This window comes from Biomaibacter sp. TOL (assembly GCF_059717795.1).
In genome coordinates, this window is the sequence record NZ_AP046092.1 from 1,831,265 (window position 1) to 1,852,294 (window position 21,030).

Here is a 21,030-nt window from a genome sequence, read left to right on the forward strand (position 1 = left end):
ATTTATGTAGGAGAAGAAAGGCTTTCGGAGCCCTCGCTTTTAAACGGCGTTTCCAGCCAGAGGGCGGTGATATCCGTGGTAGGCGAGGATAAGGTGGGCATCATCGCAGGGATCTCCGATGTGCTGGCAAAAAATAATGTAAATATTCTTGACATCACACAGACCGCCATAGAAGGCCTTTTTACCATGATTATGGTGGTGGATATCGCAAAGGCCACGGTCAGCTTTGAGGAATTGAAAGAGAAGCTTTCAAGGCGCGGAGGAGAGATTTCGGTTAGGGTGGACGCCCAGAGGGAAGAAGTGTTTCATTTTATGCATAGAATATGAGGTAGGGGCAACACCCGAAAACAAACCGTTCGACTTGTTGTTCTAAAGCTTGCGGCTAGCACTTCGAGGGGCACGCAGGCAATTCGGCATCCGTGCCTCAGGTGCCTGCTTGGCGGACATCCTTGTCCGCCATCCCCTCTCCGCTTGCCCCAAGCTCAAGAACAACATGGTCTCACTCTACAGTTTTCTTTGGTGTTGCCCCACCTCAAGAGGCGGTTTAGTGCCGTTACCGATGCTGCACAAGTCGCTTTAAGGAAACTGCTGGCCTAAGTTACAATTTTTTTGTGGGAGGACTATTATGAATTTTACTCGAGATGAGATAATTGAAACCATCCGCATGGTGCAGGCGGAAAATCTGGATATAAGAACTATTACGCTGGGGGTTAGCCTCCGGGACTGCGCCGGGGAAAGTGTCGAGGCTATGGCCCGGAAGGTCTATGACAAGCTGACGGTGGTAGGCCGAGAGCTGGTGCCGACGGCCGAAAAGCTTGCAGCGGAGTTCGGCATCCCCATCATCAACAAGAGGATCTCTGTCACCCCTATAGCCATGGTGGCCGAAAGCTGCTGCGAGAAGGATTACACTCCCATCGCCCGGGCCATGGATAAGGCAGCGGCGCAGCTAGGCATAGATTTTATAGGAGGTTTTTCGGCCCTGGTGCAAAAGGGTTTTACAAAGGGGGATATAAACCTGCTCAATTCCATCCCTGAAGCCCTTTCATCTACCCAAAAGGTATGCTCCTCGGTGAATGCGGCCTCCAGCAAGGCCGGTATCAATATGGATGCGGTCAGGGCCATGGGACGCATAATAAAACAAACCGCAGCCCTCACCGCCGATGAAGACGGTATAGGCTGCGCCAAACTGGTGGTGTTTGCCAATGCCGTGGAAGACAATCCCTTCATGGCCGGGGCCTTCCACGGGCCGGGAGAGCCGGAAACAGTAGTAAATGTAGGCATCAGTGGCCCCGGAGTAGTAAACACGGTGGTGAGAAGGCTGCCAAAAGATGCGGATTTTGGGGAGCTTTCGGAAGCCATAAAGCGCATGGCTTTCAAGATTACCAGGGCGGGGGAGCTCATCGGCAGGGAAGCCGCCCGCAGGCTGGGCGTTTCTTTCGGCATCATTGATTTGTCCCTCGCACCTACACCGGCCGTGGGCGACAGCATCGCCAACATACTGGAAGCCATGGGCCTTGAGCGCTGTGGCGCTCCGGGTACCACCGCAGCCCTGGCTTTATTAAACGATGCCGTGAAAAAGGGCGGCGCCATGGCTACGTCCTATGTGGGCGGCCTTTCTGGAGCCTTCATACCGGTAAGCGAAGATGCCGGAATGATAAGAGCGGCCTCCGACGGCGCCCTCACTCTCGAAAAGCTGGAAGCCATGACCTGCGTGTGTTCGGTGGGCCTGGACATGATAGCCATCCCGGGAGACACGCCGGCGGAAACCATATCCGCCATAATCGCCGACGAGATGGCAATCGGCGTCATCAACAGGAAGACCACGGCGGTAAGGATAATCCCGGCTCCCGGCAGAAAGGCCGGAGACTTCGTGGAATTCGGCGGCTTGCTGGGACGGGCTCCGGTTATGCCTGTAAACACCTTCGACGCCTCGGCTTTTATAAGGCGGGGAGGCCAGATACCGCCGCCCATCCAGAGTCTCACAAATTAATCGCGCCAAATTAAAATTCATACTTGACATTTTAAATATAAAATGATATTTTTATAAAAAATTACTCTTACAAATGAATAGTTTTTTAAAAAGCGATGACGGAGAAGAAGGAGTTGTAAAGCCTCAAAGAGAGCCGGGGAAGGTGAAAGCCGGCAGGCGGAAAACTTCGGGCCGCTCCCGAGCCGCGGGCTGAACGGCGGTTTCCAGTAAGCCCGGCCGGATATTATACCGTTATCAAAACGAGGTGGAGCTTTGGCTCAACCAGGGTGGTACCGCGAGTAAACCTCGTCCCTTCAGGGGCGAGGTTTTTTGCATCTAAAATTGAGTTCATTTTATTCGCTGCGGCAACCCAGCCGGTCTGAGTCAGAGTTCAACTAGGGTGGTACCGCGGAATCCGTCCCTTTCTGGGGCGGATTTTTTTCGGTAAAAGCTCCGGTGCTGTGGTATCTCAGGCTTGGAGCAAACAAAAAGCGTTCACCAGCAAATGACCCATTGGTGCAATCGCCAAATTTTCAGGAGGAATCCAAAATGCGCATTTCAAGCGTGGTTCAGAATTTAAAGCCTTCGGGCATCAGGAGATTTTTTGATTTAGCGGAAAATGACCCTGAAGTGATTTCCCTGGGGGTGGGAGAACCAGACTTTGTAACCCCCGGCACTATACTTCAAGCAGCGGAAAAAAGCATAGCCTGCGGCGACACCCATTATACGTCCAATGACGGAAGTTTAGCGCTGAGGCGGAAACTATCGGAATATATACAGAGCCGATTCGGGCTGGAGTATAATTTCGACGGAGAAATAATAATTACGGTCGGGGCGAGTGAAGCAGTGGACATTGCCCTTACCACATTAATCTCCCCCGGAGACGAAGTCCTAATCCCCGAACCGTGTTTTGTATCATACGCTCCGTGCACCTCGCTTTGCGGCGGCGTGCCGAAGATGGTACCGACGCTGCCGCAGCATGGCTTTAAAGTGATGGCGGAAGAGCTTGAAAAATTCGTCACCCCGATGACCAGGGCGCTTTTGTTGTCGTATCCCAATAATCCCACCGGCGCTGTAATGACCCGCAGAGAGCTCGAGCCCATCGCGGATTTCGTTAAAAAATATGATTTAGCGGTCGTATCGGATGAGGTATATGCGGAACTCACATACGGCATAAGGCATATCAGCATAGCTTCTCTGCCAGGAATGAAAGAGCGCACCTTTCTCATCGGCGGTTTTTCAAAAGCCTTTGCCATGACCGGATGGCGCATCGGATACCTGTGCGGCCCGGTGGACGGCGTGCAACAGGCCCGCAAGGTCCACCAGTACAGGGTGATGTGCCCGCCTACCATAAGCCAGGCTGCGGCTCTGGAAGCTTTATGCAGCGGCGAACTGGAGGTAAAGCGTATGGTGGATGAATATGACAGGAGAAGAAAAGCCATTTGCCGGGGCCTGAGGGATTTGGGCTTTGACGTGCCGGAACCCCGGGGGGCGTTTTACGTTTTTCCCCGGGTGAGCCACACCGGCCTTTCGGATGAGGAATTTGCCGAGAATCTCCTTGAAAAGGCAAAAGTGGCGGTAGTGCCGGGCAGCGCCTTCGGCTCGAGCGGCCGCGGGCATGTGCGTTGCTCCTACGCCACTTCCATGGAAAACATAAATGAAGCGTTAAACCGCATTGAAATGTTCGGGGCGAAAGTCGCGAAAGTGCGCTGTTTTTGATTTTATCTCTATTAAAAGATGATGTTTTCGCGGTAGTCTTGCTGCAAATCCTTTTGCAAAAACTCAAGAAAACGCACCAACATGGCAGAAGCTTCGGCCCGGGTCATCGTTTTATCCGGATTTACACGGTTGTAGCTGTCGCCTTCGATGAGGTTTATCTCCCTTGCCACATATATGCTGTCTTTAGCCCAGGAGGGGATTTTGTCGTCGTCGGAAAAATCGGTGTAATACCCGGGGTTTGGGGCTTTGCCGGCAAATCCCAGGGCCCTGATCAGTATGGTAACCGCCTGGGCTCTCGTGAGGGGATCTTTGGGCTTGAATAAATCCTTTGTGGCACCGGTTATAATGCCTTTGCTCAAACCCTCTTTTATGTACTCGTAATTGGGGTCATCGGTGGCCACGTCCTTAAACGGCGACACTTCAGGGGTCTTTTTGCGCGAACTTGAAGTTTTTTTCTGATTTTGTTCAGAGGTTCTTATGTTGCATGCCCTTATTATTCCCCTTATGAAGTTTTCCCGGGTCATGGGGGCTTCCGGAACGAAAAAGTTTTCTCCGGAATCGAAAACATCCAGGGAATACAGCTTTTCTATATACGCCTGCGCCCAATGGCCCTGGACGTCTCTGAACTTGGGCACCATCAGGCGCTCCACTTTCGGCACCATCTTTAATGACAGGCTTATATCGTCTTTATTTCTTTTCTTATTGTTCGGTATGTTTCCTTTCATCACCGGCAGGTTGTACTCATATTTCGACACCATCTCGCGGTTGGTGGTGCGTATGTAGCCTCCGATAAAACTGGATAAATCTACGTCGCTTTTTTCATAATTGAGGGTTTTCACCTGACTGTCGGATACCTGGACATTTACGGTTCCCTCCCACGTATACTCAGTTGTTTTGGTGGAATCGTCTTCATTCGGGATATTTCTCTTTGACGATATTGAATACTCTATTAACTGCGTTTCGGTGCTGCCCCAGAAGTTCTCGTATCCCACATCCCCGCCGGAAATATCTATTGTTACTTCTCCTTCATCTCTGTTTATGGTGTAATATTTTCTTGCTTTGAAATTCCCTGAATAAAAATCCGAGGCTGGCCTTTTATCAATTACATCGGATTTCGAGAACTGGTAATCCTCCAGATCGTATTTGTCTTTGCCTATCTCTATCGTTTCTTTGCACCTATTCACTCGGGTGGTGGCTATGCTCTGCCCTTTATCTGTTTTTTGCTCATATTCGGTGATGTACGTCACCGTCCTTTTCAGCTGCGTTTTTTCGTCCAGGTCTTCGGCCTTGAGGTCGAAGCTATACGAGACGGTCTTCGTATTGTCCTTTTCCCGCTCGGATACGGTGACAGTGCCTGAAAAGGTTATGGGCTCGCCGGTGACGAATACCACCTCTTCATACCTGTATTCGTTGTTTACGCCACCATTAAAATCCGCCGGAACGGCCCGGGCGAAAGAAGGGCAAATTACCAGGGCAATTGTGATAAACAGAGCCAGAAATCTTTTCACCATATTCACTCCCCGAATCATTTCACTAAAACGAATTTCCCGTATATGTCATCCCTTACGGCGTAAACCGTATCCTGAGGTCTGATATCTTCCCAGGATGCAGCTTTTCCGTCTTTAATTATGATGGCATCCTCCACCAGTATTTTCACTGATACTGTTTTCGGCACCCAGCTGTCTTTGCGTGCACTCCAGTCCGCAGCATTTTTAACGGTGAGCATGGGACCGAGAGTGTCATCGTCTTTTACTGTTTCTACGATTCCAGTCGTCACCCTCTGGCTCAATACCGAATCCATGGTTTTCTGCGCCGATACGGCCACTATCCGGTCCCCATCGGCATATATGTAACCGTACCAATCTTTCAGCCCGTTGCGGCGGGCGTAGGAGCTATCCTCATCCACGGCATATTCTTCCGAATAAAACTCTTTGTGCGATATCTGAGCATGATTCTTCGCATCATAAATATAGGTATCGTCGTCATAGTACAGCTCTTTATCGTCATCAAAGGATTCCCACTCGTTTTTGTCAAGTATATAGAAGTCCTGGAGCACCACTTTATCTTCAATGATTTCATCAAGCCTCCCGACATAAAGGTAATTCTGCCCGATATTCGAATTGTTAATATCTTCGTTGTACACATATACAAGGTCAGCCGTATTCTTACTGTCTCTGCCTTCGGCCACCACCAGAGCATCGGAATCGGGGTTGATTGAGTATTTGTCCACAATCCTTCCATTCTTAATAATTATGGTCCCGTCGTTAAAATCTATATTTTTTTTGTTGGAAAGCTCAAATGCTCCTGCATACCAGTTTATTTCCTCTATTTTGCCGGTATATGCGGTCTCGTATTGATTCTTTATGACCATTTTCTCAATTTTATCCGTGCTGAAAAAGTCCTTGACCGCCAGATAAACAGTCTTGCCCTTATAATACTTCAGATTTTCGGAGGAAACTTCATATCCCCCTGCAAAGGCTTTAAAATCCCGGGAAACGTCAAGCTTCAGCACTCCCGCCAGTTCCTCCCATTCGCCGTTATTCAAATATGCCGCATTGTTCAGGGAAATGGTGCCGCCCAGCGCATCCGCAGTCTGCAGCACCCCCCGGTACACCCCTTTTATTTTTACCGATTCCCCCTGAATCTTTATCCTGCTGATTACAGTGGAATTTGCTTCATCAAAAAACAGCCTCGCTCTGTCTCCCTCGCATAGGGTGCTCAAAGGGACATTCTCGCCTTTTTTCAACGCGATGGTCGCAGGAGAAGTGAAATATGCCTCTTCCTTCCCCGTCGCAAGTTTTAATATAATCTGATCCCTGTCTATTTTCTTCACGACTCCACTCCTTACCTTCCCGCCGGAAGGAATGTAACCGGGGTTTTCTGTGGAATATCCTTCCAAATAAACAATGCTGCCGCCGGAGTATTTCGCATAAACTTCCATGCCGGGCTGAAAATCGTTTAGCGATACGGGTATGCCGTCTATCTCCAGCACAGCTCCAGGCGCCAGCGGCATGGTCTGCATTCTTCCGCTGTATTCTTCTATTTCTATGCTCTGCCCTTTGCTTTTTAAAAATCCTTCTATGTATCCCGTCCGAAGGGGAGTGGCGGCGGAATGGAACTCCGGCGGCGCGCCGAAAGAGACGGGAAGCGCTCCTGCTAAAACTGCTGCTGCGGCAACAATCATAATGATTTTTTTCATGGCCCTACCTCCTGCTTCCTATTACCATATAACGTCCCAATCTTTCCACATGGGCCGTGAGCGATGCGCCTTCATTTTCGGCCTTTTTCGCCACCTGCTCCCATGCGTTTTTATAGTCGTCGTACCTGCTCAGGGCAACTGAGTCGACTTTCCTTAAAACAGCCTTTTTTGCATCATAATCCAGGGTCAGTTCCATTCCGGAAATGAGATATTCTAGAGAAGTCTCTGCATTCCCCACAAAAAACCCGGCCTTTAATTCATACTGGGTCGAAAGCCCCACCTTCCCAGCCATATCACCGGTTGCTGCGCACGGAGAAATCTCGAATCTGACGCCCGCGTCATCCCTGTCACTCTTTTCAGCGACTTTTGATGTATTGAACGCGCCGGGATTTAATTTTACGGCAAAGTCGGCCCCGATTATGGTGATGTCTCCCGAATCCTTTTTCACCACCACTCTTGCGGGTATGCTCACCACCACTTTCTTCGCGCCTGCCATTTCTCCGGCGGTAATATCTATGACAGTCTTTTCCCTGTAGTCTCCGTATCCTACGGTCACATTTACTGTGTCGCCTGATTTTTGCATGCGGGTGTTTTCCACAGGACTGCCGTCTTCATCCTCCGGCCCCACGGAGGAGCCGGTTTTGACCGTATTACTCTCCTCCGAGGGCAGCGATGACCCGAACGGGCCGATGGCTTTTACGATAAACTTGTATTTCGTTCTGGGCGCAAGGTCCGTATACAAAAAGCTTGTAAGCTGGGTGGAACCCACAAAGTCCGTCTCGCTTTCGTCTATTACCACGTATATCTCATACTCGACAGCATTTTCCACTTCGGACCAGTTTATTCTGATGTATCGGTCATACACCAGCTCTGCCCTTACATTCATCGGAGCCTCCAGTTTGGGGAGGCCGTAAACAAGGTTCTCATATATATCTGTTGCCCCGCCGTCAGGGTTTATCACCATTACCCCCTTTGCCCCGACTTTTCCAGCAGGCGTTACAACTGTCAATGTCTCTGAATCTATAAACCTGACATTGCTGCCGTCCGCACCGCCTTTCAGGATGTATGGGGTTCCGTCAATATATACTACAGTGCCTCCGGCTGAGGATTCGTCTTCCACTTCTTCGATTTCGGGATAAAACACCACTCTTGCTCCGGACACAAAGCCGGAACCCTTCAGTTTTATTTCCTGCCCGCCCTCTATGGAGATGCTCGTGATACGGCTGGTCTCTGTGGAATCATCGGGGTCTACCACTGCAGTGATTTTCGGGCCGCTGATGTATGTAAAATATACGGAGTTGGAAAGCTCACCGTCGGGATTTTCAACTCTGACTTCCACCTTGCCCGCATCATGGGACGGCGTGACGACGGTAATCGTCTTGTAGTCTACAACTTTTACATTCGACTCCTGAACGGTGATGCCGCCAAAATAAACTTTAAGCCCTTCCCGGAAATCCTTGCCTTCTATCTTGACCGTGGTCCCTCCAGCAGCCGGGCCGTGGTCTGGAGTGATTTTTTCTATTGAAGGCGATGTTTCTCCCTTTATGAATATTATATATATGGGCTTCGGGCTGGCTTCGTCCGAGGATGCCGTGCCCCCGTCCTCATTGACCACCACCAGCCGGTGCAGTTTTCCCACCGCGCTTTCGGGCACCGCGGGCATGGTAAAGGTCATTTTTGAGGGGAGCATATAAGTTATGTCTTTCGGCGCAATCGTCACAAGGTCCGAAACCTGAATCTTCGCATTTTCCCTGAAGTCGCTGCCTATGACGCTTACGGTGTTGCCGCCCTTGTAGGTAAGGTAAATCACCCTGACGTCCTGGCCGTTGATATTCACATCCTGGGGACCGTTGCCCTCTTTGAGAAGATTAACTATGACCGGATTGCTGGCAGGGTTTTTGTATTCGAACTTACCTTTTGCCATACCTCCGTCGGGGTTTATGACATATACATTTACGATGCCTATGGTGTAATAGATTGGGGTTGTAACCACCAGGTGGCCGCTTGATATGAATTCAGTCTCGGGGGCATAGCCCCTTTCCACATAGAGCCTCCTGTCCGATATTTCAAGTCGGATAAGCTCGCTGCCGGAATAGCGCACTTCGTCGGTGCCGTTATTGGCTGTCAGCAGGCTTACCGGGAAAAATAACACGCTCCCGTCATAATTTATGGCGCCGCTGGTATAGGTCAATCCCTTCTCGCTTATCTCCAGCAGAATCTGGCCGCTGGCATACTGCACCTTGAGCCCTCCGTCGAGGGTGACGGTGGTCCTGCCGTTGTCGATGCGGCCGGAATTTTCCTGTTCCCTGGGAATATCCCTGTTGGTTATGTCTCCAAAACGCACCAGAACCTCCGGAGGCGTGATGCTGCCGTAAACGCTTATATCACTTTTTACAAAACCGCTGCCGAAGATTTCCACCAAATCGCCGCCCTGTTTTTTGCCTTCCGAAGGCACTATGCTGGTTATGGACGGGCTTGAAGATTGATATGTGAACTTCACGCTGTTTGAAATCCCGGAGTCGTTGTTTGCCACATAAACTTCCACATCCCCCGCTGTGCCCGAAGGTGTAACCACCTTCAGGTAGCCGTCGGAAAACTCCAGCACTTTTGCCGTTTTGCTTCCGAAATATACCTTGGGCAGCACGGGAACCACATATTTTTCATAATCGCTGTCGTCGGGATAAAGCTGCCTCAGTTCCTCAACGGTTTTGCCCCTGAAGTCGTCCCATTGATTGTTCGCGTTTTTATCCCTGTACACCTCGCTGTCGTCTTTTATCTGGTCCCTGTCGTCATCGCTGAAGGGCTCGAAGAATCTAAAATCCTGGCCTGTAATTTCTACTATCTCCCCCCCTGCGGCGCTTCCTTTCTGGGGTACAATTTTCGTTATTTTTGGATGGCTGGTGGGCACCACATAGGTGAACCCGTCCTCTTTGCCGGCGCTGGACCCGTCGGGGTTGAGCACCACCACCGGCACGGTTTTGCGATCCGTTCCCGACAATTCGCCGGAAAAGGGAGGCACTTTTACAGTAATTGTCTTTCCGTCGACGCTCACGGAAGTATCGCTTGCTGCCACCTCCACGCCGTCGATGAAGACCCTGGATTTATTGGTCCCGTCATCATAGAACTCCTTTCCCACTATATCCACTGTATATCCGCCGTCCACAGAGCCGGAGTCCGGGACGATTTCGTCTATCGAAGGCCTCGACTGGGGCTGCGTGTAGTAATAAAACCCCTGTTCGTTTATGCGGCTGTCTTTTTTGGTGTCGGGATTTAACACCGTCAGATCATACCAGCCGTCTCCCAGCGTAAGTATGGGCACTCTGAATATTATGGTGTTTTTATCCACCACTTTTACCATGTCACCCACTATCACGCCGTTTTCTACTTTAAAGGGCGTCTGCAGCACCAGGCGCAGAGAGCCGATGACGATCTGCGTGGCACTGCTGCTTTGCTCCACCGTCAATATGTAATCGCTTCCGCCCACCTGGCTCGCCACTAAGCTTTCGCCTGATATGCTCACTTTGTAGGTGTTGCTCGCCCCGTCCGATATCACAGGGGTGCCCTGGGTGTCAAAACTTATAGTATAAAATTTGTTTGCGCTGGTATCTTTGAGCAGCACGCTGTGCCAGTAATCCGCCACTTTAACGAATTTGCTGCCGTCGGAATTTTCCCCAATGCTGATGATTTCATCGCCAGGCGGTGCCAGATAATCCTGAAGCACAATTTTTTTTGTCGAAGGGTCAATATTGTACTGATTTATGTCCTGCCCCTCCAGCAGAATTCTGGTGCCTATAAGCTTGTATATCTCATCCGCTGTGGCCGTGGGGTCCGGCAAAAGGAAATTATCTCCCTTTACCTGCACTAAAGTCCCCGTATTGCCGGCTTTTGGCGCAAAATCCGTAATCTTCGGGTCGGTATAAGTTTTTACATAGTAAAAGTCCCATACGGCCATACCGCCCCCGGGATTTAATATCTGCAGCTGTGTCTGCCCTTCTTTTCCTGAGGGCGCCTTGAAAGTAATGGTTCTGCCGTCTCCAGACCTTGTGATGCCGCCAACCACATTGCCGGCAATGTATACCTTGACCCCATCCTGGAAATTGCTTCCTTGAACGGTCACCGTTTCACCGCCGTCTACTGTCACCACATCGGGGCTGACGCTTTCTATGACCGGGATTTTGTTTTCGCTGGGCAGCAGGAATTTTACGCTCACCGAGGCATCTGAAGAAAGCCCTGGTTGAGAAGAATTTCTTATGGGGTTGGTTATTATAACGGGTATGGCTGTTCCCACAAAAGCCTCGGGCACCTCTGTTCCGGCGGGGATCACGGCCACAATCCTGGTCCCTATCTCATTGCCGGTGCTGCCGTCCAACACGTTCCCGCTGCTGTCTTCCACATAAACGCGAAGATCTGGATTGGTATTTTTATCCAGTACCACCTTGTTTGCGGCGTTGCTGAACTGAATTATGGGGTAACGGGTGACGAATCCTTCCGACTCATCATTGTACCTGTGTATCAAAAAATTCTTGCCGGTTACGGCAATCAGAAGGTCCTGCCCGACAACGTATTTGCCGCTGGCATCCTTTTTAACAAATATTTCATCCGGTGTTACGCTCTGCACTTCGGGTTTTACGGTGCTCGGAATAAACGTATACGCCTTTGACAGTTCCGCCCTCTCAGTAAACACGAACTGGCCGGTATCATATTTTAACGTGGTTTCCGTCTCCACCACTACATCCCTTACATAATCCCCATCATCGATGGTTATCGGGGAAACCATAATGCTGAGCTTGTCCAGCTCCGCGGAAAAGCTGGAATCTTCCCTGAAAGTAGCCATATTCCCTATTATCACGGTAATTTTTTTTGTAACCTCGGTTATATCCTTCCCCCCGTAGGAGGCCACCTTCTCACCGTTTTTTTGCCATGTCCTCACCAGCACGGGATGGTCCTGCTGTTCGTTGTAGCAGTAATCGGTGACGGTGACGCCCGATTCCATAATCAGGTCGTCTATATTCAGGCTCCCAAGATATCTGCCGGATATGACGGCGGGAGAACCGGTGTCAGGCCCAGTGTTAGGCTGTATGGCATCAATTCTGGCGCTCCTGTATCCGTCTATCACCGTAAACTTCTGGTCAAGCACCTTTTCGCCCGTTACATAATCCATGGGGTCCGCACCGTCTGGAACCTTATTGGTGAGGACAACATAGTATTCTCCTTTCTCCAGGTTGGGGACCTGGACGGTAAGAATATCCTTTCCGCCTTCGGCATCCATTTTATATGTGGGGTTTACGCCTTTATTCGAAGTGGTATAAGGATCAGTGCCATCCACTTTCTTCAGGATAAACACATCATAAAGGCTTAAAGTGTCTGCTTTAAAATATATCGTGCTGCCCACAGGCCCCCTGTTGGGGAACATCTCCAAATCACTGGATATGTTGAGAAGCGAAATAAGCCTGAACTGGTCTGAGTAACGATAGTACAGGTTCACGTTCACCTTTTTCGTGTATGTACTGTTGAAGGTTATATCATCCGTCAGCCACTTGCGCTCTATGACTATGTCCTGAAGGCCCAGCTCGCCGGTGGGGTTATTCAGCGTTACGCTGCTGTCGGATGTAAAGAGGCTGTTGTCTATTTTAGTGAATGCAATGCCCCTGCCGTACGATACTGTGAATTCGTTTGAAGCCGAATTTATTAAACTAAAGTCCGAGCCATATATGGTGACGCTGCCCCCTCCTTTTACAACGGTCACCGGGTTTACCCCGCTTATGGCGGGCATGCTCCCTTTTTCTCCAATGTCTATCGACGCGCCGCCCACCGTTATCTTGGTTATACCTTTGAGCGCCGCCCAATCGGTTGGATTGGTGAATTCAAAATACAGCGTATCATCGGTGTTTATTTTGGGGTTTGTCAGCAGCCTGGGCTGCCCCGAGACAAACACCTGAACATTTGCGTCCTTTATGTTTCTGCCCTCCACGGTTATATACATGGATGTCTGCAGCTGGCTCGAATCAAATGTCTTTCCGATAGTCACGTCAGTCACGTAAAAATTGTCGGCGTCGAAAGCCGCCGCTGGTTTTTCTCCCCACGGCAACAAAGAAAACAGCATGGCTATGACGAGGGCAAGAGAAATAAACCTCAAAGCTACGCATTTTATTCTATTCCAATTAAATAATCGTATGTATACCTTATCTTTCCCTATCAAATTATTCCACTCCTTCCTCCACCACCACAAAAATGCCGGGGTTTGTGCTTGTTACGGTAACTGTTTTATCGGCTTTATCCACGACGGAATATTCCTCTTTCCATACCCGAAGCTCCTCGTCATACCTCAGGGCTTTCAGGTTGTCACCGCTGCTTTCTGTAAAAGGAACTACCACTTTTATACCGCTGACCTTGAAGTTTTCGCCCGCCACGCGGATAAAATCGGACTTTATTTTGCCCGCGGTCAGGCTGGATTTTAATTTCGCCGCCTGTACCGGCTCCGCGCGGCCCAGGATTATTTCTATGTTTCGGCTTTCAGCCGATGAATCCAGCGTGAGGCGATACAGTGTTATATCCGCCCATTTGGAGAAAGTCTCCAGCATGCCTATCTCGTTTTTTGCGCTGCCTTTAAAGCTTATCTTCCTCACCAGCACATTTTCACCCATAAGGTCGTCCAAATCTATCGATACACGGCTTTTATCGGTGTAATCGCTGTCCAGCATGAGGGTGTCTTCGCTAGAGTTTATATCCCCCCGCACTTCACCCATTTTACCGTCATACTTTAGAACATATTCGCTAGTGGGAATAAAATCTCCCTCTTTTACGACGCTCAAAGCGCCGTATATTTCATATTCATGGTCGTCATCATTTACCACCCGGATTGTGTAAATGCCTGGGTCCAGCCGTCGACTGCCGGAAGGCAGGTATACCCTCAGCACCGGATTTCCGCTCTCGTCAGTGTCAACCTTTACCCTATCGGCCTTAATATCGTTGAAATATACTTCAATATCATCCTCGTCAAAAAAATCTCCCTGCAAAATTATGGGCACATCTTCATCGTAGTTTTCCGGCACGCTGCCGGTTACAACACTGGTCACCACCGGATTTGCCGTAGTCGTGAAACTCCATTCGATGATATCGTTTCCCGAAAGAAGGTTGCCGGAGCTGTCGGTATAATACACGACACCTGCATTTATTGTAACCGTGTAAGTCGTCTGGGTCCTTAACTGTTTTACGGGTATGAAAAGGTAAGCTTCTTTTTGCCCGCTGTCTTTTACAAATATATATTTATCTATATATAACTTTTTCTGGCTTGTATCCTGTATATTCTGGATATATCCCAGGAATTCGGTGTCTATCATGGATGTGGCGTTTTCGCCCCCGGCATGCACGCTGGAAGATTTAATAAGGTCCAGGCCCCCGGATTCGTCAAAGGCCAGGCTGCCGTCGGAATCGTCAAAAGTAATTTTCAAAAAATATCTTGTGGTGCCGTCGATTACCTTAGGGTTCAAATTTTTCTCGTTTACCCATCCGTCTTCCGAAGGATATTTTTCTTTCACTTCAGGCTTGCCCCTGGGGGTAATCGTAAGAGAGACGCTGCTGTTTTCTACCGGTTCCGCCTGGTCGGAAAAATAGATCTTTATCCTGTACGTCCCACTGCCGCTGTCTGCGCCGAGTTTTTTTACGACAGCGTCGCTTCGAAGTTTTACCAGAAGCTCGGTTACATTCACAAAATCAATGTCGGTTTTTTCAATAGTAACAGCTCCGCCGCCGGCCGCATTCCCCGCCACAGGCAGAAGTTCCACTTTCTCAACGCTTTCGTTGAAATTGTATCCGGTCACGGTAAATGCAGCACTGCCGCCCATGATATCCAGTACGCTCAATGAAGAGGGGGATACGCCGTAAATGCCGCGGGATTCTCCGGATTTGTCCCTCACCACAAATTCCATGCTCAGGGCTGAAAGAAACCGGCCCGACCTTGTCTCAAAAACATCGCCGCTTATGCTCAATTTGTAGAATTTCCCCCATCCAAGCTGCTCCTTCGGGTAAATCATGATTTTCGTCTTTTTTGCGCCGTTTTCAAAATAATATCCCAGCCGGATTTTCTCTATGCCCACACCGGCACTGCTGTTGTATCCTTCCGAAAGAACTATCCTGTCCAGTGCCGAGTCGTCCCCCGCTTTTACGATCACCTCGCCGTCGGCATAAAGAACAATGGGATTCGAACTGTCGTAGGCCGGAGCGCCGTACGCCCTGGAAGAACTCACCCCCACCCAGCTTGCCGACAAAGTGCCAGACGAAGCGGTCCAGAAATAAAACTCTATGTCCTTTTCAGGATTGTAACCGTACGTGTCTTCTACGATATCCCTGTCTATGAACAGTTTGTAACGGTTCAGGCTGAGCAGAGAAGATTCGGGCTTTACCGCCAGAGTATTATTGTTCACTATGCTTATGCTGCCCACCGGCACCCTCTGGGATTCATCGGGATCCGCGCCCGGAACGCCCTGCCCGTAAACGTATTCCACCACGCTGTCGTATGAACTGCCGGATGGATCCAGGGCCGTTTCCAGGGCTTTCGGGATCTTATAAAGCTTTACCGCATCCTGCAGGTTCATATCGTCTTTATCCTTGTCCCACTTTATATTCCTATCAAAACGTATATAAATGGTTCCTCCGCCTGAAAGCCGCATGCCGGAAAGCGAAGTTATGTCGTCGCCGCCGGAAGGGCTCGAGGAATATCCGGACACAGCAGGCCGCTGCCCGTCTCCAGTGGTAACAAAATTCAATTCGGTTTTTTCATTGGTAATTCCATTGCTATCGATGACGCATCCCGCTTCCAGGACAACGGTGTAAGGCGTGTTTCGCCTTAAAGGGTATGGCTCATCGTTTACTTCGATATTCAGAGTCTTGCCGTCGTTGGAGAGGTAGATGTCTTTATCAAAGTCGAGGGGATAGGTTTCTTCTCCAAAGTTTATGCTGATTTTGCTTTTATCCAGTATTTCAACAGGGGAACTGAAGTTGAATTTAATGACAGGTTCTATTTCCACACCCTGTTGATTCTGGGCGGGATATGTGGAAATCAGAATGCCGGTATCCGCTCTTGCAAAATCTATTTTCAAGAAGGATAAAGAAAACACCAGTACCGGCATCAATATCAGCGCTGCTGTTTTTTTAAGATTCATGGCATTACCCCCGAATCCGAATTATTATCCTGTAATTTCCATATCTGGTGTTAAATTAATAATTCGACATGAAAACCCAAAATCCTCTAATTTTTACATCGATTTTGGACTAAGTACGAACACTTTATTTGTCCACAATATTTATCCACAAAGTTATCCACAGGTGTTAATAAGTAAAAGTCTTGTCCTCAAGGTATGTCCTTTTTTTAACGAAGTTGTCCCCATTGGGGATAAGTTATCCACAGTTATCCACAAATTATTGAAGCCCAGTCCGAATCCACATATGAAACCCGGCTCTTTTGTATAGGATAAAAGTATGTTATAATTGTTTTAAGATTAAACATCAAATTTGAAAAAGGTGAAAATAAAATGGGCAGGGAACCGAGTCCCGATAGAAGAATATATTTAAAAATTCTTAAGCAGATGTCTCCTGAAACTAGATTATTAAAAGCATTTGAACTATCCAAATTCACAAAACAGCTTTTTATTCATGGCTTGCACCAAAGGTTTCCAAATTTAAATGATGAGCAAATTAAAAAAATATATCTGGAGCGCATTGAAAAATGTCACAACCGGAATTATTAACTCGCGTAATAAATGTGCTTGAAGAATTAAAGATAGGTTACATGGTAACGGGTTCTATTGTTTCAAGTCTTCAGGGTGAACCTCATTCTACTCATGATATAGATATTATCATATCCATAAAAAAATCCGATGTAAATAAACTTGTGAAAGCCTTTCCACCCCTAGATTTTTATATTAATGAAAATAGTATTGCAGATGCTATCACAAATCAAACTATGTTTAATCTTATCGACATTAAAGAAGGAGACAAGGTTGATTTCTGGATACTGACCGATGAACCTTTTGACATATCACGTTTTTCTAGAAGATACTCGGAAGATTTTATGGGAATAAAAATTATGGTTTCAAGTCCCGAAGATACAATCCTTGCAAAATTAAGGTGGGCAAAAATGGCCGGAGGCAGTGAAAAACATTTTATAGACGCTTTAAGGGTATATGAAGTGCAATATGAAAGATTGGATATGGGATATATAGATCGCTGGGCACAGAAATTAGGTGTGGAAGGATTATGGAAGCGTATAAAAGACGAAGCAGAAATAATATAGCACAAATCAGATGCCAGATGTCAGATATCAGATTAAGTGGAATTTGCGGCTCGCAAATTCCTTTTATTTTTCTGGCATCCGACTTCTGGCATCATAATCATATGAGAGCGGCAGAAAGCTGCGGTCCCGGGCCATCTCCGGCAGGGAAGTGACTTTTTACACCAAAATCATCTGTTTTATTTATTTCAACACTGCGCCGGTGTTGGCGGATGTCACCATCCTGGCGTACCGGGCGAGGTATCCGGTCTTAATCTTGGGCTCCGGCATCTGCCATTTTGCCCTGCGGCGTTCCAGCTCTTCCTCGGACAGCACCACATCCAGGCGCTTGTTCTTTATGTCTATTCTTATAATATCCCCTTCTTCCAGCAGAGCAATCGGCCCGCCTTCCATGGCTTCGGGCGATACATGGCCGATGGAAGCGCCGCGGGTTGCTCCGGAAAATCTTCCGTCCGTGATGAGCGCTACATCCTTGTCCAGACCCATGCCCGCTATGGCGGAAGTGGGAGACAGCATTTCCCTCATGCCTGGGCCGCCTTTGGGACCTTCGTAGCGTATCACCACCACATCGCCTTTGTTTATCTTTCTGGAAAATATGGCATCCACAGCTTCCTCTTCGGAGTTGAATATCCTGGCAGGGCCTTCATGGAACATCATTTCCGGCGCCACTGCGGCTTCTTTCACCACCGCACCGTCTGGTGCCAGGTTTCCCCTTAGTATGGCAAGGCCGCCGGTATCTCTGTAAGGATTTTCCACCGGCCTTATTACCTCAGGATTTTGGACGCATGCGCTCTTTATGTTTTCTCCCACTGTCTCACCTGTAACGGTAATTAAATCCAGGTGCAGCAGACCTTTTTTAGACAGCTCCTTCATCAGGGCGGGAATGCCGCCCGCTTCGTGCAGGTCCTGCATATGGTGATGGCCGCTGGGACTCAATTTGCAAAGATATGGTGTCCTCCGACTGATTTTGTCGAAAAGGTCCAGTTCCAGTTCGATACCTGCTTCATGGGCTATGGCCGGAAGGTGCAGCACGGTGTTCGAGGAACCCGCCATGCCCATATCCACGGTGATGGCGTTTTCAAAAGCCTCTCTTGTGAGGATGTCTCTCGGCTTTATATCTTTTCGAACCATTTCCATGACCTGCATACCGGCTCTTTTGGCCAGAGCAATTCTTGCACCGTGATAGGCTGGTATGGTGCCGTTGCCCGGAAGCCCCATGCCCAGTGCCTCGGTGAGGCAGTTCATGGAATTGGCGGTAAAAAGGCCTGAGCATGAACCGCATCCGGGGCATGCCTCGTGTTCGATGGCCGAAAGTTCCTCCTCCGTGATTTCACCGGCTTCCAGGGCCGCTATCTTTTCAATGCAGGTGGAAAAATCGATATCCTGGCCTTTATAACGCCCGGCAAACATGGGGCCTCCGCTTACCACCACTGAAGGAATATTCAGCCTTGCCGCAACCATAAGCATGCCGGGCACTATTTTGTCGCAGTTCGGGATGAGCACCAGGCCGTCAAAGCCATGAGCTATCGCCATAGCCTCAATGGAGTCGGCGATGAGCTCGCGGCTTGCCAGCGGATACTTCATACCAATGTGTCCCATGGCTATGCCGTCGCAGATGCCAATGACAGGAAATTCGATGGGTGTTCCGCCGGCCATGGCAACGCCCATTTTTGCCGCCTGGGCTATTCGGTCAAGGTGTACATGCCCCGCTACGATTTCATTCTGGGAATTCACTATCCCGATAATGGGGCGGTGAATCTCCTCATCTGTAAATCCCATGCCGTAAAAAAGCGCTCTGGTGGGAGCCCTCATGGGGCCTTTTTTGATGCTGTCGCTTCTCATTATATGGTTCTCCTCTCTATAAAATATAGATTCAAGTGTAAAGAGTTCTTTCGACAAGCAAGCTCAACATCTGACTCATTCGGATTTCAGAAGTCGAAGTTCAGACTGGAGGGAATTTGCGATTCGCAAATCCCAGCTTAATCCGACATCTGACATCCGTCATCCGCCGTGTCCCTTACCGGATCCGGTTCGTTGTGAATGCTTTCCCTGCCCCTCTGCAGGGCGATGATGCCGGTCCTCACGCTTTCGATAATGCCGTAGTGTTTCATCATGTTCAGGAAAGCCTTTACTTTGTCAAGGTCCCCGGTGATTTCTATGATAACGGCTTCGGGCTCTATGTCCACCACTTTAGCCCTGAAAGATTCCACTATCTGGAATATCTCCGTGCGGTTGTTGTCCTGGGTCTTCACTTTAACAAGAGCCAGTTCCCTCTGCACCGAGGCCTTTATGTCCAGTTCCACCACTTTGATGATATCCACCAGTTTCTCCACCTGGCTTTTTATCTGTGAAAGTTCCCTCTCGTCCCCTTCGGCCACGATGGTAATGCGCGAAATCCTGGGGTCTTCAGTTTCCTCGCCGGTGAAGCTGGTGATGTTGAAGCCCCTACGTGTAAACAGGCCGGATATCCTGGTGACCACGCCGTATTCATTGTGAACCAGTACCGAAAAAATAGCCTTGCGCAAAAAAACACCGCCCTTCTTTTTCAAAATTGTTTAAATTAATCTTCAGGGGAAAATCCGAGATTTTCCCTTATGTCAATGCCCTGCAACGCATGGTTTGGTTGTGTATTTTAATTTATCTGGTATAATTAGAACAGAAATTGCTTACAATGAACAAATTTAATATTTGAATTTTATTATAACACATACGGTTGAAGTGGAAAATATATTTTCAAATCAAATTCTATCAAAAGGAGGAAAATCAATGGCGGTCAAAAGATTGGGCATACTGACAGGAGGAGGGGATGCACCGGGGCTGAATGCTGTTATCAGAGCAGTGGCCAAGGTAGCCGAATCAGCAGGCGTGGAATTGTATGGTTTTCTGGACGGTTACAGCGGACTGATACGGGGAAACTTCCGAAAGATGGAAAGGCATGACATATCAGGATTGCTTCACAGGGGAGGCACGGTGCTTGGAACCAACAATCGGGACAATCCGTTTAATTTCCCCGTCATGGAGGGTAATGAGTTGGTCTTCAAAGACATGTCAGATGCGGCACTGGAAAACCTGGGCAGGCTGCACATAGACTGTCTGATTGTAATCGGCGGCGACGGAAGTCTTGCGATAGCCCGTGAACTTACCGAAAAGGGGGCCAGAATCATCGGTGTACCGAAGACCATAGACAACGATATGCAGGGCACCGACCAGACATTCGGTTTCGACACTGCAGTGACCACAGCTACAGAGGCCCTTGACAAACTGCATACCACAGCCGAATCCCACCACAGAGTAATGGTGCTGGAACTCATGGGAAGGTATGCGGGTTGGATTGCGCTGTACAGCGGAGTGGCCGGCGGCGCTGATGTTATTCTGATCCCCGAAATCCCCTGGAAGATGGAAAAAGTGGCGGAAAAAATATTGTCCCGCCAGAATGAAGGAAAGCCTTTCAGCATAATAGTGGCAGCGGAAGGGGCGAAGATGCCGGATGGAGAGAAAGTGGTCCGCGAAACAATCAAGGGCAGTGGAGACCCGGTAAGGCTGGGAGGCATAAGCTACAGGATAGCGGAAATGGTGGAACAAGTTACAGGGTTTGAGAGCCGGGCCACGATATTGGGCCATGTACAAAGAGGAGGGTCTCCATCGCCCTTTGACAGGATTCTGGCAACCAGATACGGCGAAGCCGCCGCAAAATTGGCGCTTGCCGGTGAATACGGCAAGATGGTCTCTTTAAAAAACGGCGTCATAACATGGACGGCTTTTGAGGATATTCCCCAGGGGTGCAGGACAGTGCCGCCGGACCATCAGCTTATAAAAGCCGCACGAAGCATAGGAATCAGCTTCGGAGATTAAAAG

12 protein-coding genes and 1 other annotated feature are annotated in these 21,030 nt (G+C 49.0%); of the genes, 6 read left to right on the forward strand and 6 right to left on the reverse strand.

Annotated features, from left to right (window positions below):
• The 3 genes from AC6I1H_RS09215 to AC6I1H_RS09225 all read left to right on the forward strand — a co-directional run bounded on the left by AC6I1H_RS09215 (nt 1) and on the right by AC6I1H_RS09225 (nt 3,688).
• On the forward strand, nt 1–327 hold the full coding sequence (locus AC6I1H_RS09215) for an ACT domain-containing protein (protein ID WP_342774552.1): 327 nt from the start codon (nt 1–3) through the stop codon (nt 325–327).
• Nucleotides 328–625: 298 nt separating this feature from the next.
• The gene (locus AC6I1H_RS09220; RefSeq protein ID WP_497740648.1) at nt 626–1,990 is read left to right on the forward strand and encodes a PFL family protein; all 1,365 of its coding nucleotides are present in this window, start codon (nt 626–628) and stop codon (nt 1,988–1,990) included.
• A gap of 86 nt (nt 1,991–2,076) precedes the next feature.
• Nucleotides 2,077–2,286, forward strand: a binding site (T-box leader).
• Nucleotides 2,287–2,518: 232 nt separating this feature from the next.
• A complete protein-coding gene (locus AC6I1H_RS09225; protein WP_497740649.1) occupies nt 2,519–3,688 on the forward strand; it encodes a pyridoxal phosphate-dependent aminotransferase in 1,170 nt (389 codons plus the stop codon).
• An 11-nt stretch (nt 3,689–3,699) separates the two neighbouring features.
• On the opposite strand, the gene AC6I1H_RS09230 is transcribed toward AC6I1H_RS09225, so the two are convergent.
• From AC6I1H_RS09230 to AC6I1H_RS09245, 4 genes are read right to left on the reverse strand one after another with little or no spacing between them, the layout of a single operon-like run.
• Nucleotides 3,700–5,199: an S-layer homology domain-containing protein gene (locus AC6I1H_RS09230; RefSeq protein ID WP_497740650.1), complete on the reverse strand. Its 1,500-nt coding sequence runs from the start codon at nt 5,197–5,199 to the stop codon at nt 3,700–3,702.
• A 14-nt stretch (nt 5,200–5,213) separates the two neighbouring features.
• Nucleotides 5,214–6,887: a hypothetical protein gene (locus AC6I1H_RS09235; RefSeq protein WP_497740651.1), complete on the reverse strand. Its 1,674-nt coding sequence runs from the start codon at nt 6,885–6,887 to the stop codon at nt 5,214–5,216.
• Between the two features lie 4 nt (nt 6,888–6,891).
• Nucleotides 6,892–13,086 carry an IPT/TIG domain-containing protein gene (locus tag AC6I1H_RS09240; protein WP_497740652.1) on the reverse strand — a complete coding sequence of 2,065 codons (6,195 nt, stop codon included), beginning with the start codon at nt 13,084–13,086 and terminating at the stop codon, nt 6,892–6,894.
• Between the two features lies 1 nt (nt 13,087).
• Nucleotides 13,088–16,048, reverse strand: coding sequence for an Ig-like domain-containing domain (locus AC6I1H_RS09245; RefSeq protein WP_497740653.1), 2,961 nt, complete (start codon nt 16,046–16,048; stop codon nt 13,088–13,090).
• A 423-nt stretch (nt 16,049–16,471) separates the two neighbouring features.
• Between AC6I1H_RS09245 and AC6I1H_RS09250 the strand changes: the two genes are divergently transcribed.
• Nucleotides 16,472–16,633, forward strand: a complete 162-nt coding sequence (locus AC6I1H_RS09250) for a hypothetical protein (protein WP_497740753.1) — start codon at nt 16,472–16,474, stop codon at nt 16,631–16,633.
• Nucleotides 16,612–17,178: a hypothetical protein gene (locus AC6I1H_RS09255; RefSeq protein WP_497740654.1), complete on the forward strand. Its 567-nt coding sequence runs from the start codon at nt 16,612–16,614 to the stop codon at nt 17,176–17,178. Before AC6I1H_RS09250 ends, AC6I1H_RS09255 begins: the two co-directional genes overlap by 22 nt.
• Before the next feature lie 180 nt (nt 17,179–17,358).
• On the opposite strand, the gene ilvD is transcribed toward AC6I1H_RS09255, so the two are convergent.
• Together ilvD and ilvN are read right to left on the reverse strand one after the other, a co-directional pair.
• Nucleotides 17,359–19,017, reverse strand: coding sequence for a dihydroxy-acid dehydratase (ilvD, locus tag AC6I1H_RS09260; protein ID WP_497740655.1), 1,659 nt, complete (start codon nt 19,015–19,017; stop codon nt 17,359–17,361).
• A 137-nt stretch (nt 19,018–19,154) separates the two neighbouring features.
• A complete protein-coding gene (gene ilvN, locus AC6I1H_RS09265) occupies nt 19,155–19,700 on the reverse strand; it encodes an acetolactate synthase small subunit (RefSeq protein ID WP_497740656.1) in 546 nt (181 codons plus the stop codon).
• A gap of 241 nt (nt 19,701–19,941) precedes the next feature.
• Between ilvN and AC6I1H_RS09270 the strand changes: the two genes are divergently transcribed.
• Nucleotides 19,942–21,027 (forward strand): 6-phosphofructokinase, encoded by a 1,086-nt coding sequence (locus tag AC6I1H_RS09270; RefSeq protein ID WP_497740657.1) that lies wholly within the window; start codon nt 19,942–19,944, stop codon nt 21,025–21,027.
• The last annotated feature ends 3 nt before the right edge of the window (nt 21,028–21,030 follow it).

Excerpts from the sequence above, each read along its gene's own strand:
- AC6I1H_RS09220 (WP_497740648.1), top strand. The coding sequence starts at position 626 with ATGAATTTTACTCGAGATGAGATAATTGAAACCATCCGCATGGTGCAG.
- AC6I1H_RS09225 (WP_497740649.1), top strand. The coding sequence starts at position 2,519 with ATGCGCATTTCAAGCGTGGTTCAGAATTTAAAGCCTTCGGGCATCAGG.
- AC6I1H_RS09230 (WP_497740650.1), bottom strand. The coding sequence starts at position 5,199 with ATGGTGAAAAGATTTCTGGCTCTGTTTATCACAATTGCCCTGGTAATT.
- AC6I1H_RS09235 (WP_497740651.1), bottom strand. The coding sequence starts at position 6,887 with ATGAAAAAAATCATTATGATTGTTGCCGCAGCAGCAGTTTTAGCAGGA.
- AC6I1H_RS09245 (WP_497740653.1), bottom strand. The coding sequence starts at position 16,048 with ATGAATCTTAAAAAAACAGCAGCGCTGATATTGATGCCGGTACTGGTG.
- AC6I1H_RS09250 (WP_497740753.1), top strand. The coding sequence starts at position 16,472 with ATGTCTCCTGAAACTAGATTATTAAAAGCATTTGAACTATCCAAATTC.
- AC6I1H_RS09255 (WP_497740654.1), top strand. The coding sequence starts at position 16,612 with ATGTCACAACCGGAATTATTAACTCGCGTAATAAATGTGCTTGAAGAA.
- ilvD (WP_497740655.1), bottom strand. The coding sequence starts at position 19,017 with ATGAGAAGCGACAGCATCAAAAAAGGCCCCATGAGGGCTCCCACCAGA.
- AC6I1H_RS09270 (WP_497740657.1), top strand. The coding sequence starts at position 19,942 with ATGGCGGTCAAAAGATTGGGCATACTGACAGGAGGAGGGGATGCACCG.